This is a genomic window from Paraburkholderia sp. RL17-380-BIE-A, assembly GCF_046028085.1.
Classification (GTDB): domain Bacteria; phylum Pseudomonadota; class Gammaproteobacteria; order Burkholderiales; family Burkholderiaceae; genus Paraburkholderia.
The window spans coordinates 422,236-437,448 of sequence record NZ_JARESQ010000001.1 but is presented as its reverse complement, the minus strand read 5'-3'; the positions used below and the strand labels follow the sequence as shown (position 1 = coordinate 437,448).

Below are 15,213 nucleotides of genomic sequence, written 5' to 3'. Positions count from 1 at the left end.
GTTTAGTACGCGAAAAGCTCAATGGCATAGCGCTTGCTTGATCGATTGTCGAACACCGAATGCGCAGCGCATTCGCCTTCTATCCGACAACAAGAGCGGGGCGTGACATGCGATGCTATGACGAGATGCGTCATCATGACGATGCCGTGCGACCACACTACGCGCGCTTTGAGCGATGGCTGGTGGAGCAGGGCAACGAGGCGATCGCACGCAAGCGTGCGGAAGCCGATCTGCTATTTCGCCGGGTCGGTATCACCTTCGCGGTGAACGGGGACTTGTCCGGCACCGAGCGGCTGATTCCCTTCGACCTGATTCCGCGCATCATTCCGCGCGGCGAATGGCAGACGTTGGAGGCTGGTTTGCGCCAGCGGGTGCAGGCGCTCAATCTGTTCATCCACGACGTCTATCACGATCGCAACATTGTGCGCGCCGGTATCGTGCCGGCCGAGCAGGTCTATACCAACGCGCAATATCGGCCTGAAATGCAGGGCGTGAATGTGCCGCTCGGTGTTTACGCGCATATCGCCGGTGTCGACGTGGTGCGCGCGGGCGACGAAGGCGAGTTCTACGTACTCGAAGACAACCTGCGAGTCCCGTCGGGCGTGTCCTATATGCTCGAAAACCGCAAGATGATGATGCGGCTTTTCCCTGAGCTCTTCGTGCAGAACCGCATTGCGCCGGTCGCGCATTATCCTGATCTGCTGCTCGATACGCTGCGCTCGGTCGCGCCCGAAGGCGTCGACGATCCGGTCGTGGTGGTGCTCACGCCGGGCATGTACAACTCCGCGTATTTCGAGCACACCTTCCTCGCGCAGCAGATGGGCGTGGAACTGGTGGAAGGCAAGGATCTCTTCGTCGACGATAACTATGTGTTCATGCGAACCACGCAAGGGCCGAAGCGCGTCGATGTGATCTACCGCCGCGTCGACGACGATTTTCTCGACCCGCTCGCTTTCCGCAACGACTCGGCGCTCGGTGTGCCGGGTCTGCTGACCGCGTATCGCGCCGGGCGCGTGGCGCTCGCGAACGCCATGGGCACCGGTATCGCCGACGACAAATCGATCTACCCGTACGTGCCGGAAATGATCGAGTTTTACCTCGGCGAGAAGCCGATCCTCAATAACGTACCCACGTTCCAGTGCCGCAAGCCCGACGATCTGGCCTATACGCTCGCGCATCTGCCGGAACTGGTGGTCAAGGAAGTGCATGGCGCGGGCGGATACGGCATGCTCGTCGGACCGGCTTCGACGAAAGCCGAAATCGAGGCGTTCCGTGAGCGTCTGATTGCGCGTCCGGCCGGCTATATCGCGCAGCCCACGTTGGCGCTTTCCGCGTGTCCGACGTTCGTCGAAAGCGGTATCGCGCCGCGCCATATCGACTTGCGCCCGTTCGTGCTGTCCGGCAAGACCGTCACGATGGTGGCCGGCGGACTCACGCGCGTGGCGTTGCAGGAGGGTTCGCTCGTCGTCAATTCGTCGCAGGGAGGCGGGACCAAAGATACATGGATGGTCGACTGACGCGGTTGCCGCTCGCGGTTGCAGATGTTTTCACGCAACCGCGCCTGCAACCCAGCGCGCCGGGGCGGCACGCAATACGTAATACGCACGCCGCCGGCGCATACGGATAACCAGCGCGAGCCTTTTACTTCGACAAGGTCTCGCGTCATCAGATACGGAACGCCGTCATGCTAAGCCGAACCGCCGATCACCTTTTCTGGATGGCCCGCTACATGGAGCGCGCGGAGAACACCGCCCGCATGCTCGACATCAACCTGAAGGCGCTGCTGTTGCCGCAGACGCCCGAACAGGAGGCGCGCGCGCAACGCTCGGTGCTGCGCATTTCCGAACTCGAAACCGCGTTCGCGCAGCGCTACGACGAACCGACCCGAGAACACGTGCTCGATTTCATGGTGGCGGATTCGACTAATCCGTCGAGCATTCACTCGTGTTTGCAGGCCGCGCGCGAAAACGCCCGCGCGGTGCGCGGCACGTTGACGACCGAGTGGTGGGAAACCATCAACGACACGTGGCTCGAATTCAACGAGCGCATTTCGTCCGGTCAGGCGGCCAACAATCCCGGCGCTTTGTTCGAATGGGTGAAGTTCCGCTCGCACCTCTCGCGTGGCGTGACGATCGGCACCGCGCTACAGGACGACGCGTTCTTCTTCACGCAACTCGGCACTTATCTGGAGCGCGCCGACAACACCGCGCGGATTCTCGACGTGCGCTTTGCCGACGTCGAACCGAATTCACGCGACGCCGCGCGCCAGCTCGAAGATTTCTACTACTGGACGTCGATTCTGAGTTCGGTGTCGGCGCTGGAGATCTATCGCAAGGTGTATCGCGACGTCGTCACGCCGGCACGCGTGGTCGAACTGATGATCCTGAATCAGCAGATGCCGCGTTCGCTGCTGGCGTCGCTCGAAGGCGTCTGTGCGAACCTCGCGATGCTGCGCACCTCGGGTTCGAACCAGTGCGAACGGTTCGCCGGCAAGCTGCGCGCCGAACTCGTGTACTCCGACATCCGGCAGATTTTCGAAGCCGGCCTGCACGCCTATCTGACGCAGTTCCTCGCTCGCGTGTTCGAGCTTGGCAATCTGGTTGCGCGTACCTACCTGATGCTGCCAGTCGCCTGACGGAGTTTTTTTTATGTACCTGACGATCCGCCACGACACGTCCTATCGCTACGAAGCGACTGTCCATTATTCGATCCAGCAACTGCGGCTGACGCCGTCGAGCGGCGCCTCGCAGGTCGTGCGGCGCTGGAGCATCGACGCGCCGGGCAAGCTCGACGCGACCTTCGACGCTTACGGCAACGTGCTGCATACGCTGGTCATCAACAAGCCGCATAGCGAGATCCGTCTGCACGTGGCCGGCGAAGTGGACACGATTCCGCTGGTCGACGGCTATTTGCCCGACGCCGTCGGCCCGATTCCGCTCGAACATTTCACCTGCTCGACGCGGCTGACCGAGGTCGATGCCGCGGTGCGCGAACTGGCCGAGTCGGTGCCGAACCTGGCGAACTCGGCGAACCTGATCGCGCTGTCCGAACAGATCGTGCAGCGCGTGAAGTACAACCCGGGTGTCACCGAAGTCACCAGCACGGCCGCCCAGGCGCTCGCGCTCGGCAATGGCGTGTGCCAGGACCACGCGCATCTGATGCTGGCATGCTGCCGCGCGCGTGGCATTCCCGCGCGCTACGTGAGCGGCTATATCGAGCCGGGTGATGTGGAGCATGCCGCGAGCCACGCGTGGGTCGACGTCTGGCTCGAAGGCAAGGGCTGGATTTCCATCGACGTCACGCATGCCGCGTTCGCCAGCGAAATCTACTGCCGCCTCGCCGTGGCGCGAGACTATGAGTCGGCTGCGCCGGTGCGCGGCCGGCGTATCGGCGGGCTGGAGGAACAGCTCAAAGTGTCCGTCATGGTCAGTGCGCAACAGCCGCAGCAACAGCCGCAATAGCGGGAAGAACAGGGCGACGACCAGAGAGGCCGCTAGAGGCTCTGGTGAGCGCCAGGCCTCATAACCATTCAGATTGGGCCCGCCAGGGCCGTTATACGGAATGGAGGCGCATGCGAGCCGCATTACAATAGCGCCGTTCAGTCGTTTTTTTGCGGGTACCTTTTCTTATGACCTATTGTGTCGCGATGTCCGTCGACGAAGGTCTCGTGTTCCTTTCGGACACGCGCACCAATGCGGGCGTCGATCACATCAGCACCGCGCGCAAGATGTCGGTGTTCGAGCAGCCCGGCGAGCGCATGCTCGTGCTGCTGGGCGCCGGCAATCTGTCGCTCACCCAGGCCGTGTTGCACGAGCTGTCGGAGCCCGCGGATCCGTCGCTGCCCACGCTCTGGAACGCGCCAACCATGGCCGACGCGGCCCGCGTGATCGGCCGCGCGGTGCGGTGCGTGCACCAGCGCGAGGCCGAGGCGCTGCAGGAATTCGGCGTCGACTTCAATTGCAGCTTCATTCTCGGCGGGCAGATCGCGGGCAACCGGCCGCGCCTGTTCATGATCTACGCCGCGGGCAATTTCATCGAAGCGTCGGCGGTGAACCCGTATTTCCAGATTGGCGAGGCCAAGTACGGCAAGCCGATCATCGACCGCGTGCTCACGCCCTCCACGCCGCTCGACGAAGCCGCCAAGTGCGCGCTCGTCTCCATGGACTCGACGCTGCGCTCGAACCTGTCGGTGGGATTGCCGCTAGATCTGCTGGTCTACCAGAAGGACGCGCTGCGCGTCACGCGCTTCGTCTCGATCGATCAGGACAACGCGTACTTCGAGATGATTCACCGCACCTGGGGCGAGCGATTGCGCCAGGTGTTCGGCGAGATTCCCGACCCGGACTGGCAGGATTCGCCGAACGTGCCGCTGCTGCAACGCGAGCGGGCACTGGTGCTGTATCGCGCGCCGGTCGGCGCGGATGGCATAGAGCATGAACTCGACGCGAGGCCCGCGCAGACGTTGGCGCAGGCCGAGAAGGGCAAGTCGCAGCGCAAATAGGCTGCTGGCGTATGACCCGCTTCCGCTGGCTTGGGCGGGGGACGCAACATGGCGAGGCCGCCAGCAGCCCCAACCGGCTGCTGGCGGCCTTTTTTGCTTCAACCTGCGTAATGGCCGCGCATCTGACGAGCGGGGCATCCACGAGTATGTGATCGATCGCGCTGACGCGGCACGCGTGCCGGCGTCACCGGGGCCAGGGCGAAAAAAAACCAGCCACAGGCTTTCGCCTGTGGCTGGTCTTCAACTGCGTGCTGCTTCAGCAGTCCGTCAAGTTCGATTAGAACTTGTGGCGGATGCCCAGGCTGACCAGCTCTTGCGAGCTGGAAGCCGAGTTGTAGCCGTACGAACCGATTGCAGCGCCTGCGTCGACCAGCGTGCCGGCCGAGGTGCGTTGCTGGCCGCTTGCGTGCTGATATGCGCCAACCAGGTAGATGTCCGTGCGCTTCGACAGGTTGTAGTCGCCGCCCAGGGAAACCTGGTGATACGTTGCGCTCGAATCGCCGCTAGCCTTCGTGTAGGTGTAGCCCACGCCAACCAGCATGGCCGGCGTTGCCTGGTAACCCAGGTATGCGCCACCGACGTTGTACTTCTCGGTCGAACCGAAGCCCGAGTTTGCGTCCGGCTTGTACTGTGCGTTGCTGTAACGCAGGTTAGCCGTGAACGGGCCTGCGACGTATTGCACAGCGACCGAAGCGATGCCGATCGACTTGGCTGCCGCGTACGCGCCGTTGACCTGGTTGTCGAACGTGCCGTCCGACGTGCTGCCATTCCAGCCCACCGAGCCTGCCGACGTGCGGCTAGCCAGCGTGTTGCCGTTGTCCATGCGGAAGTAGCCAGCAGCAACGCTGAACGGGCCCGTTGCGTACGTTGCAGCGCCCGACCACGATTGACCCGAACCCGTTGCACCAGCCACGCCGCCCAGAGCGTACATGCCTTCGAACTGGAAGCCGCCCCACACCGGCGAGGTGTACTTGATGGCGCTGCTCGTGCGCGAGGAGTTGTCGTTGTTGTCGACGTCGCCCGGCGTGGTGAAGGTCGAACCGAAGTAGTTGTCAGCCGTCAGCGGCTGAACCAGGTCGACGAGCGGGTCGTATTGACGACCCAGCGTGAACGTACCCCATTGGTCGCCCGTCAGGCCGACGTAGGCTTGACGACCGAACATCTTGCCACCTTGACCCAGCTTGCCGTTGTTGATGTCAAAGCCGTTTTCCAATTGGAAAATCGCCTTCAGACCGCCGCCGAGATCTTCGGTGCCTTTCAAGCCGAAGCGATTGCCTTGCAGGTTGCCGCCAACCAGGCCGACCTGGTTCGAGTTCTTGCCCGAAGCGTCAACCGTGTTGTGTGCGTACTGGATCGATTCATCGATCAAACCGTACAGGGTCACGCTGCTTTGAGCATGAGCGACGCCAGTGACGCTCAGGAGCGCCAGCGAGAGGGTAGACAGCGCGATTCGTTTCATCCATTTCTCCACGCAGATGATTAGTTTGTTGTTGCGGGAAGGAGAATAGCGCAGGAGGTCTACCGGCTAGAACTGGAAAAAAAAGACTGTCTCCAAAAACTGACAACTCGCGCAAAGCCTTGTATTTAAAGCGCGTTAACGATTATTTCCGTTTCAGCAACATTTAATCGTTGACCAAGCATTATTGTTGTTTTGTTGACAGTGACGGCTCTGGCACCTTCACTTTCGACACTTATTTGAAGGTCTGTCGTAAGAAACTCGTCTACTTTTTTGGGGCGCTTTGTAGGAAACACGTAAAAATTTCGATGCATTTCGCTTGACGCACGCGCTGGACAGGTCTCTCCCGCTGTGGTCAGGCGCACCACGCTGGCGCATAGGCGGAGCACGCGGCGCGGGGCGGATTGCAACCGCGTGGCCTAGGGATTCGGGTCGCGTTCGCCGTTGCTGCGCCGCGCGACCGTTGCCGCAGTCAGCCCGGCAGCGGCGGCGAACAGCACCGAAGTCCACGGGTGCCGCCTCACGTAGCGATCCGCCGCAACGGCTTTGCGACCGGCCTCGATCAGCGCGACGGCGGCGATGCGAGTGGCTTGCGCCTCGGCCGATACGACAGTCCTGCCGAGTTTGACCGCCGTCGCGCGTGCCGACTTCTTGTTGCTCGCTCGAGCTCGAAGCGCCGCTGCCGGCGTCGCGCCGGTCAGCGTGCCGGATGTCGCGTCAGACTGGACGCACGCGAGCGCGGCGTCGCTCGAAGCGGTGCGCTCACGCGCGACTTGCGGCGCGGCTTCCGCGGCGACCGTCGATGCCGCCAGCACCGACGCCAGCTTGGCGCGGCTGCCGGGCGGCGTGTCGTCCTGCATGCCCCAGCCTCCGCGCGGATCGAGCATACGCCCGCGCGCCGCAGAAAACTCCGCGCCGAGCAGCAGCACGGCGGCGGAGAAATACAGCCACATCAGCAACACGGCGAGGGAGCCGGCCGCGCCGAACGAACTGGCCATCCCGGCGTGCGCGATATAAAGCGCGAACAGCTTTTTGCCCGCCGAAAACAGCACCGCGGCAACGATCCCGCCCACGAACGCATCGCGCCAGCGCACGCGAGCGTCCGGCAGGAACTTGAGCAGGCCGGCGAACGCAAAGGCCAGCACCAGCAGGCCGACGCCGAGTTGCAGCAGGTTGCCGATCACCACATACGGCGAGTCGCCCCACAGCCACTTGCCGATGAAGGTAATGACCGTGTCGAGCACCAGCGAAACGATCAACAGGAACGCGACGCCGAGCACCAGCCCGAACGAGATCAGGCGCACACGCACCAGCGCGATCACGCTTGATGACCGTGGCCCCGTATACGGCCACACTATATTGAGCGCGCTATTGAGCGACGAAAAGGTGGCCGAAGCGCCGATCGCCAGCATCGTGAACGAAATGATGGCCGCAATGCCGCCGGCGCTGCCGCTGTGATGGGCATTTTCGACGATGGTTTGCACGCCCGCGGCGGCCTGGTCGCCGAGCAATCCGTGAATGTGGTCGAACAATTCGCCGCGCGCGGCTTCCGCGCCGAAGAACCAGCCGGCCACGGCGATCACCATCACAAGCGTCGGCGCAAGCGAAAATGCGGCATAGAAGGCGATGCTTGCCGCCATGGCCGCGCAGCGGTCTTCGGCAAACTGTTTGAAGGCGCCGATGGCCCAGTTGGCCTGCTTGCGGGCCACCAGCTGCAGGTTTTCGGCGGAAAGCGTGTCGATGTCCATGGTCGTGTTTCTCAAAAGGTACAGGCGCCGCGCGCGTCAGGCGATTGGGCGGGGGGCGAACCGTTGAGGCAGCCTTGACGCAGTCTTCGCGTGAAAGCCTTCCGCAAACCTTGTGCCTGTCACTATAACAAGCGGCAGCGGCATGCGCGGACCCCGCGCACCTCGAGCGGGGCGTGCCGTTAGAATGCCGAGGGATCCCCATACACTTTTGCTCGCTATGCACTCGCACGAACTCGTACAGCAGTTGGACATCATTCCCGCCGAACAATTGGGCGCGCATCTACCTGCGCATGTCGTAGAGCAATTGCCGGCCCAAGGCGTGACGGTTTTCTCCGTCACCGACGACGCTTCGGATACCGCCGAATTCAGCGCGCGTTACGGCTTCGGCCTGGAAGACTGCGCGAACACGATCGTGATCCGATACAAGAAAGAGGGCGCCGAGCATTACGCGGCGCTGGTCTCGCTGGGTTCGCTGCGTCTGGACATCAACGGCGCGGTGAAGGCGGCGTTGGGCGCGCAGCGGCTTTCGTTCGCCAAGCGGGAAGCGGCCGTCGAGCATAGCGGCATGGAGTTTGGCGGTATCACGGCCTTCGGCTTGCCGGCCGACTGGCGCGTTCTCGTCGACGCCGCCGTCATGGAGCGAACCCAAGTCGTCATGGGCGCTGGCGTGCGGGCCGCCAAGCTGTTGCTGGCGCCCGATGTATTGCGTCAGTGGCCGCGCTGCGAAGTCGCCGCGCTGACGCTGCCGGCGGAGTAACGCCTCACCCGGCCCGCGTGCACGAAATCGGATCGGCAGACGGCGCCGCCGCGTCGAGCATATCGTGAGCAGCGCCGGCAAAGTGCATGCATTGGCCCGGCGGCTGCCGCCGATTGGCCAAGCCTGAAGTTTTCCCTCGCTCCGCCGTTAATCCTGAAGATGGACATGAATCGCCGGGGCGTCCGCCCTGGCGGCGCGTCGACAAACAAGTACAAGGGATACGGAGATGGAACGGTTTCGCCTGAAGGTGCGGCTTTGGCTCGCACTAGCGGTAATGTGCATGGGTATTCTGGCAATCGGCCTGTGGGGCGCGTTCAAGACACGCGACACGATGATCGCCGACCGCCAGGCCGAACTGAAGAGCGTGGTCAGCGTCGCGTACAGCGTGCTGGACCGCTATAACGGCTTGGTCGCCTCGGGCGCCATGCCGCTCGCCGACGCGCAACGCTCGGCGATGGCCGATCTGCGCGCGATGCGCTACGACGGCGCCGGTGGCTATCTCGTGATCGAGGACGCGCAGGCCCGTGTTCTCATGCACGGCGTGCGTGCCGACCTCGAAGGCAAGGACATGAGCGGCTTCACCGACCCGCAAGGGCGCCACGTGTTCAAGGACGGCTCCGATCTCGCCCAGCGCGAAGGTGAAGGCTTCATCCACCTGCAGTTCCTGAAGCCCGGCTCCAACCAGATGGCGCCGAAGGTCAACTACGTGCGCCTCTACAAACCATGGGCCTGGACGATCGTAACCGGCGTATTCACCGACGATATCGACGCTGCGTTCTACACGACGCTGATCCAGTACGTGGGCGCCGCGCTGATGCTGTGTCTGGTGGTGTCGCTCGTGATCGGCGTGATCCTGCGCAGCATCTTGCGGCAACTCGGCGGCGAACCGGCGTATGCGGCGCAGATCGCCGCGCGCATCGCCGACGGCGAGCTCGACCTGGTCGTCGAAACGAAGGCGGGCGACGAAGCCAGCCTGCTCGCCGCCATGCGGCGCATGCAGCAGCGCCTCGCGCAAGCGATCGCGCAGATTCGCGGCGGCGCGACGCTGATCTCGACGGTGTCCAACGAAATTGCCGCCGGCAACGCGGATCTGTCGCGCCGGACCGAACAGCAGGCCACGGCGCTCGGCGAAACCGCGTCGAGCATGGAGCAGATCACCGCGACCGTGAAGCAGAACGCCGACAACGCGAAGCAAGCGAGCCAGCTCGCGCATAACGCATCGGAGACAGCAGCGCGCGGCGGCGAAGTGGTCGGTCAGGTGGTCGAGACGATGCGCGGCATTTCGCAGTCGTCGCATCGGATTGGCGACATCATCGGCGTGATCGAAGGCATTGCGTTTCAGACCAACATTCTCGCCTTGAACGCGGCCGTCGAGGCGGCGCGCGCCGGTGAGGAAGGCCGCGGCTTCGCGGTGGTGGCGGGCGAAGTGCGCAGCCTCGCGCAACGCAGCGCGGCGGCGGCCAAGGAGATCAAGGCGCTGATCGAAGAGTCGGCCGCGCAGATCGAAGGCGGCTCGCAGTACGTGAGCCGCGCCGGCGAGACCATGCAGGAAGTCGTGCAGGCGGTGCGTCGCGTGACGGACATCATGGGCGAGATCAGCGCGGCTTCGGTGGAGCAAAGCTCGGGCATCGAGCAGGTCAACATCGCGGTGGCGAGCATGGATCAGACGACCCAGCAAAACGCGGCGCTGGTGGAGGAGGCGAGTGCGTCCGCGGATGTGCTCAAAACGCAGACCGGCCAGCTTAGCGCGGCAATCGCCGTATTCACGCTACCGGAAGGCCGCTGACCGGAAGCCCGCCGTTGGGCGAGTCGGGCACGTCGTCACGCCAATGCAATACCGGCGCGGCTCAGCAGACGCTGGTTGCGCTCGGACAGATTCTTCATGCGCAATTGTTTGCCGGCTTTTCGATAGCGCTCGACGAGGCCTTGCAGCGCCGCGAGCGCGGAATGGTCGGCCAGCAGCAGATCGCGGCAGTCCACTGTGACGCGCTCGGGATCTTGTAGCGGGTCGAACAGCTCATGAAAACGGGCGGTCGACGCGAAAAACAGCGTGCCGCGCGGCGCGTAGATCTTGTCGCCGGTGCGATCTTCGACATGCGCATGAATTTCGCGAGCGTGCTGCCACGCGAAATTGAGCGCGGCGATCACGATGCCGCACAGCACGGCGATCGCCAGATCGGAAAACACGGTGATGACGGTGACCGCCACGATCACTAGCGCGTCGTTGCGCGGCACCTTGCCCAGCACCCGCAGCGAGCCCCACGCGAAAGTCTGCTGCGCCACCACGAACATCACGCCGACCAGCGCCGCCAGCGGAATGCGCTCGATCAGCGGCGACAGGAACAGGATGTACATCAGGATCATCACGCCGCTGACGATCCCCGACAGACGCGAACGGCCGCCCGAATTGAGATTGATCATCGTCTGGCCGATCATCGCGCAGCCGCCCATGCCGCCGAACAGACCCGAGGCGATATTCGCCGCGCCGAGCGCCAGGCATTCACGGTTCGGCTGGCCGCGCGTTTCGGTGATCTCGTCGGTCAGATTGAACGTGAGCAGCGTTTCCAGCAGACCGACGATCGCCATCAGCACCGCGTAGGGCAGCACCACATGCAGTGTCTCCAGATTCAGCGGGACCTCCGGCATGCGCAAAAGCGGCAGGCCGCCCGCAATATGCGCCATGTCGCCGAGCGTGCGCGTGGGCAGGTGCAGCAGCTGCGTGAACAGGCCGACGCCGACGATCGCCACCAAAGCAGGCGGCGCCGCACGCGTGAGCCGTGGCAGGAAATAGACGATCGCCATGGTCAGCGCGACGAGTCCGCTCATCATCAGCAACGCGCTGCCGTGCAGCCATTGTTCGCCTTCTGGCGTGCTTTGCCTGAAATGCGCGAGCTGCGCGGTCGCGATGACGATCGCGAGCCCGTTCACGAAACCGAGCATGACCGGATGCGGCACCATACGGATCAGTTTGCCGAGCCGCAGCGCGCCGAACAGCACCATCAGGATGCCGCTGAGGATCACGGTGGCGAGCAGATATTGCGCACCGTGTTGCACGACGAGCGCCACGATCACTACCGCCATCGAACCGGCGGCACCGGAAATCATGCCGGGCCGGCCGCCGAACAGCGCCGTGATGGTGCAGATGAAGAACGCGCCGTACAGACCCATCAAGGGATTGAGGTGGGCGACCAGCGCGAAGGCGATGCATTCCGGCACCAGCGCGAAAGACGAGGTCAGTCCTGCGAGGACATTGCTTTTGATATCGGGCAGCGCGGCCAGCCGGCCGTGAGTGGGACGAGCGGTGTTCATCTTCAGCGGGGAGGGAGTCCGGGCAAACGGCGTGCGTGGACGCGAAACGCGCGAATTCGGACAGGTGAATGTCTCGGCCTGAAGCGCAGCAATGGCCGGGCAAGATGGCGAAAAGGCTGGATTTTACAGCAGGGCAGTCAAACTCACCGGTGAGGGGCGCCGTGAGGTGAGCGGCGGCGCGCAGGGGTGGTCGCGCGTCGAGCCCAAAGAAAAACGCCACGCAGCCGGCGAGATGGCTGTGTGGCGTTTTGGCCGCGCGCTTAAATCATCAGGCGCGAGACTTTAGTGCCTTCGAGCGATACGCCGGCCATCAGACCGCCGTTCGTCAGTACAAAGGCTTCGACCGGGCTGGTGGCGGTCGACGTGTCGACCGCGCCGTTCGCGCCAACCTTCAGCACGGCAACCGTTGCGTCCGCGCCGGCGGCCCAGCCCTGGCTGCCGAGGAATTTGTCGAGCGCCTCTTGCGTCATGAACAGGAACACGAGCGCCTTGGACTGCGCGCCGATCTGCAAACCGAACGAGCCCGCAGCGGTGCTGTAATAGCCGGCCGTGCGGCCTGCCACGCGCAGCGCGCCTTCGCCGTATTGGCCGCCAACCCAGAAGCCCGCCGAGATCACGGACGGGAACACCAGTACGCCGCGCGCTTTCGCGACCAGTTCGCGCGAACCGGTGACGTTCGCGTACAGACGCGAAAGCGTCGAGTCGATCCCCGCGTTGATGGTGTCGCGCTTGCCGGCGTTGGCGGCAGGCGATGCGCTCGAGGACGGCGACGTCGTCGTGCAGCCGGCGAGGCCAAGGCCCGCCGAGGCAAGAGCGGCGCTGGTCGTCATGATGAATTGTCGTCTGCGCATGATTGTTTTCCTTATGCGTTATTTACGTTATGGAGGCTGCGTTCTCGTTTCCAGTCGAGTGGTCGTATCGTGACGCAGGGCGTGCCATACGTCAGTTGCTAACCAGCATTTAGCGTGCCTGCCCCCGTGTTTCAGCAGGCGCGGCGTGCCGGACCCGCACGCACGGGGAAACGGCACGCGATTCGCGCGCCGTTTCCCCGTGCTGCTATGACTACGCCGATGGCCGGATGTTCTGATTGCAGCGGAACAGGTTGCGCGGATCGTAGCGGTTTTTTACAGTCACCAGCCGTTCGTAGTTCGCTCCGTACGCCTCGGCGACGCGGCCGCCTTCTTCCTGCGTCATGAAATTGACGTAGACGCTGCCCAGCGCAAATGGCGCCGCCGCGTCGAAGAACGCGCGAGCCCAGGCGATGCAGCGCTCGTCGTCGCTCGCATCGTCCCAGCGGCCGTGCACGTTCATCGCGTACAGCGTGTCGCGGCTCGAATAGGCGGTGGCTTCGACAGGCACGCGCTGGGTCTGCGCGCCGATCTGTCCGAAGAAAATCTCGCATTGCGGCGACGGCAGGTTGTCGATCGCGCCGAGCAGCGCGTCGATGAGCCCATCCTGGATCTCGCCGAGGTTGTGCGATTTCCAGTAGTTGCGCGCGCCCGGCGTGAGCAGCGGGTCGAACGCCTGTTGCCACGCGACATACGGCATCGGGCCGAGATGTTCGCCGAGCGGCGTTCCGAATGCGCGGACAGATTCCACCGCGGATGGCCCGTTTTCGACAGGGCCGTTGTAGCACATCGCGAACACGATCACCGGCTTGCCGTGAACTTCGGGCGGCAGAAACGGCAGCGGCGGCGCGAGTCGCAGCACTGCCCACACGCTCAGTTCCTCCGGCATGCCGGCATTCGCCGCGCGGTACTTGAGCAGGGCGTCCCGCGCCTGGGCGAGCGGCAGGACGACAAGGCCGCCGTAGACCAGCGGTCCGACCGGATGCAACGCGAACTCGAACCGCGTGACGACGCCGAAATTGCCGCCGCCGCCGCGAATGGCCCAGAACAGATCTTCATGCGAAGCGGCGCTCGCAGTGAGGAATTCGCCCTCCGCGGTCACGACGTCAGCCGAAACCAGATTGTCCACCGTCATGCCATATCTGCGGCTCAGCCAGCCGAAACCGCCGCCGAGCGTCAGGCCCGCGACGCCGGTGGTCGAGTTGATGCCGAGCGGAGTGGCGAGCCCGAACGCCTGCGCTTCATGGTCGAAATCGTGCAGCGTCGCGCCCGGTTCAACAGACGCGCGCCGTGCCGCGGGATCGATGCGCACCGATTTCATCTGCGTCAGGTCGAGCACTACACCGTCGTCGCACAATGCGCTGCCGCCAATGTTGTGGCCGCCGCCGCGAATCGCGAGCGGCAGACCGTTGTCGCGCGCGAAGGCCACGCCCTGGCGAACGTCGGCTACGCCTGCGCAACGCAAGATGATTGCCGGATGCCGGTCGATCATCGCATTCCAGATGCTGCGCGCCTGATCGAAGTTCGGGTCGCCGGGCAGCAGCACCTGGCCCCGGATGGCGGTTTTCAATTCGTCGACGGCGCTGCTGGACACATTAACCATGGCTCATCTCCTGAGATAGTGGAAGACGCTCGCAGAACACTATTCAGCTGCCGAGAGCAAATCGGAAGTGTCCTGAAAGGTTGTTTTGCGTCCAGTAAACGAGCCTGCCCCCTGAAGTCAAACAAAGGTAAACCCGCGTTTCTTACCGATTGTCCGCGAGGGCTCGCGCGACAGGCATCCGCGGGAGCCGCTGGAGATGATGCTCGGTTCGATACCGTGGATGGTGGAAATGCTTCGGAAAAAGATGCTGCCAGGAAGTGTTGGTTATGCGGTGGCGTGGTGGTTGCGCAGCGACACTTTCTGGATTGGCACTCGTCGCGATGAGCTGGCATTTCGTTCTCTTGGCGGTTTGCGACCAGGGGCACGGTTTTTAATCTGATGTTTTTAGTGCCTCGCTGAATCACCAGGGAGCCGTGCCGCCGATTAAAAAACACGAGGTGTGTTGTCTGTGTGATTGCCCTCACACCCACCTCGACAGTCGCTCTTTTATGTTCGGGGAAGTTCGGGGACTCACATAGCATTTCTTCTCGGCGTTCTGAGGGCAACGATCATGTCGGTTTAATTCGTCCTGTGAGTATGTCAACGCTGGTGATAATAATAGTTGGGAGTGCGTATCGGATGGCATGATTTCCCGGGCCTTAATAAATAGCGGTAATTGACGATCTTTGACAATCCGGACACGCAATTAATCGCAAATGCGCCGTGGATGTCGCATTGCGTGGTCTAGCGCACGGTGACTGAACAGTGCTCCGCATAACTTCAACGTCCATCAGACCCAGCTGTGTCATTTGAAAATCAGTGCGTACACAGCCAATCGTTTTTCTCGAAACACGTTGAATCGGACCGGGGTTTTCCGCGAGAGAAATGCCGGACGTCATGCGGTTTCAGCGTGACGCGAGGTAATGGCGAGTGGGTTTTGAAGTTTCATTTTTAACAGTGAACAGAGATTCACTCGTTATCCAGGCCGGTCTTTCAAGAGATATAGTTAGGA

General features: G+C 63.1%; 12 protein-coding genes. 7 read left to right on the top strand and 5 right to left on the bottom strand.

Features of this window, described 5'->3' with window-relative positions; all coding sequences use genetic code 11:
* The first annotated feature begins 107 nt into the window (after positions 1-107).
* From P0D68_RS01990 to P0D68_RS01975, 4 genes are all read left to right on the top strand, one after another.
* Positions 108-1,517, top strand: a complete 1,410-nt coding sequence (locus P0D68_RS01990) for a circularly permuted type 2 ATP-grasp protein (protein ID WP_091807082.1) — start codon at positions 108-110, stop codon at positions 1,515-1,517.
* Positions 1,518-1,684: 167 nt separating this feature from the next.
* On the top strand, positions 1,685-2,635 hold the full coding sequence (locus P0D68_RS01985; RefSeq protein WP_091807083.1) for an alpha-E domain-containing protein: 951 nt from the start codon (positions 1,685-1,687) through the stop codon (positions 2,633-2,635).
* A gap of 13 nt (positions 2,636-2,648) precedes the next feature.
* Complete coding sequence (locus P0D68_RS01980; protein WP_408185128.1) at positions 2,649-3,461, top strand: transglutaminase family protein; 813 nt, start codon at positions 2,649-2,651, stop codon at positions 3,459-3,461.
* Between the two features lie 167 nt (positions 3,462-3,628).
* Entirely contained in the window at positions 3,629-4,501 is an 873-nt protein-coding gene (locus tag P0D68_RS01975; protein ID WP_091807085.1) for a proteasome-type protease, read from the top strand.
* Between the two features lie 277 nt (positions 4,502-4,778).
* Here P0D68_RS01975 and P0D68_RS01970 read toward each other — a convergent pair whose 3' ends face one another.
* Both P0D68_RS01970 and P0D68_RS01965 read right to left on the bottom strand, forming a co-directional pair.
* On the bottom strand, positions 4,779-5,960 hold the full coding sequence (locus P0D68_RS01970) for a porin (protein WP_408185129.1): 1,182 nt from the start codon (positions 5,958-5,960) through the stop codon (positions 4,779-4,781).
* 416 nt (positions 5,961-6,376) lie between these two features.
* The gene (locus P0D68_RS01965) at positions 6,377-7,705 is read right to left on the bottom strand and encodes a YihY/virulence factor BrkB family protein (protein ID WP_091807087.1); all 1,329 of its coding nucleotides are present in this window, start codon (positions 7,703-7,705) and stop codon (positions 6,377-6,379) included.
* Between the two features lie 217 nt (positions 7,706-7,922).
* On the opposite strand from P0D68_RS01965, the gene P0D68_RS01960 reads away from it, so the two are divergent.
* Positions 7,923-8,462 carry a YbaK/EbsC family protein gene (locus P0D68_RS01960; RefSeq protein WP_408185169.1) on the top strand — a complete coding sequence of 180 codons (540 nt, stop codon included), beginning with the start codon at positions 7,923-7,925 and terminating at the stop codon, positions 8,460-8,462.
* Positions 8,463-8,688: 226 nt separating this feature from the next.
* A complete protein-coding gene (locus P0D68_RS01955) occupies positions 8,689-10,248 on the top strand; it encodes a methyl-accepting chemotaxis protein (RefSeq protein ID WP_408300016.1) in 1,560 nt (519 codons plus the stop codon).
* A 35-nt stretch (positions 10,249-10,283) separates the two neighbouring features.
* Here P0D68_RS01955 and P0D68_RS01950 read toward each other — a convergent pair whose 3' ends face one another.
* The 3 genes from P0D68_RS01950 to P0D68_RS01940 form a co-directional block, all read right to left on the bottom strand.
* The gene (locus P0D68_RS01950) at positions 10,284-11,771 is read right to left on the bottom strand and encodes a SulP family inorganic anion transporter (RefSeq protein ID WP_408300014.1); all 1,488 of its coding nucleotides are present in this window, start codon (positions 11,769-11,771) and stop codon (positions 10,284-10,286) included.
* A gap of 260 nt (positions 11,772-12,031) precedes the next feature.
* Positions 12,032-12,622, bottom strand: a complete 591-nt coding sequence (locus tag P0D68_RS01945) for a BPSL1445 family SYLF domain-containing lipoprotein (RefSeq protein ID WP_091807092.1) — start codon at positions 12,620-12,622, stop codon at positions 12,032-12,034.
* Between the two features lie 211 nt (positions 12,623-12,833).
* Positions 12,834-14,222 carry an FAD-binding oxidoreductase gene (locus tag P0D68_RS01940; RefSeq protein WP_408300012.1) on the bottom strand — a complete coding sequence of 463 codons (1,389 nt, stop codon included), beginning with the start codon at positions 14,220-14,222 and terminating at the stop codon, positions 12,834-12,836.
* A 196-nt stretch (positions 14,223-14,418) separates the two neighbouring features.
* On the opposite strand from P0D68_RS01940, the gene P0D68_RS01935 reads away from it, so the two are divergent.
* Positions 14,419-14,601, top strand: a complete 183-nt coding sequence (locus P0D68_RS01935) for a hypothetical protein (RefSeq protein WP_408300010.1) — start codon at positions 14,419-14,421, stop codon at positions 14,599-14,601.
* Positions 14,602-15,213: the final 612 nt, after the last annotated feature.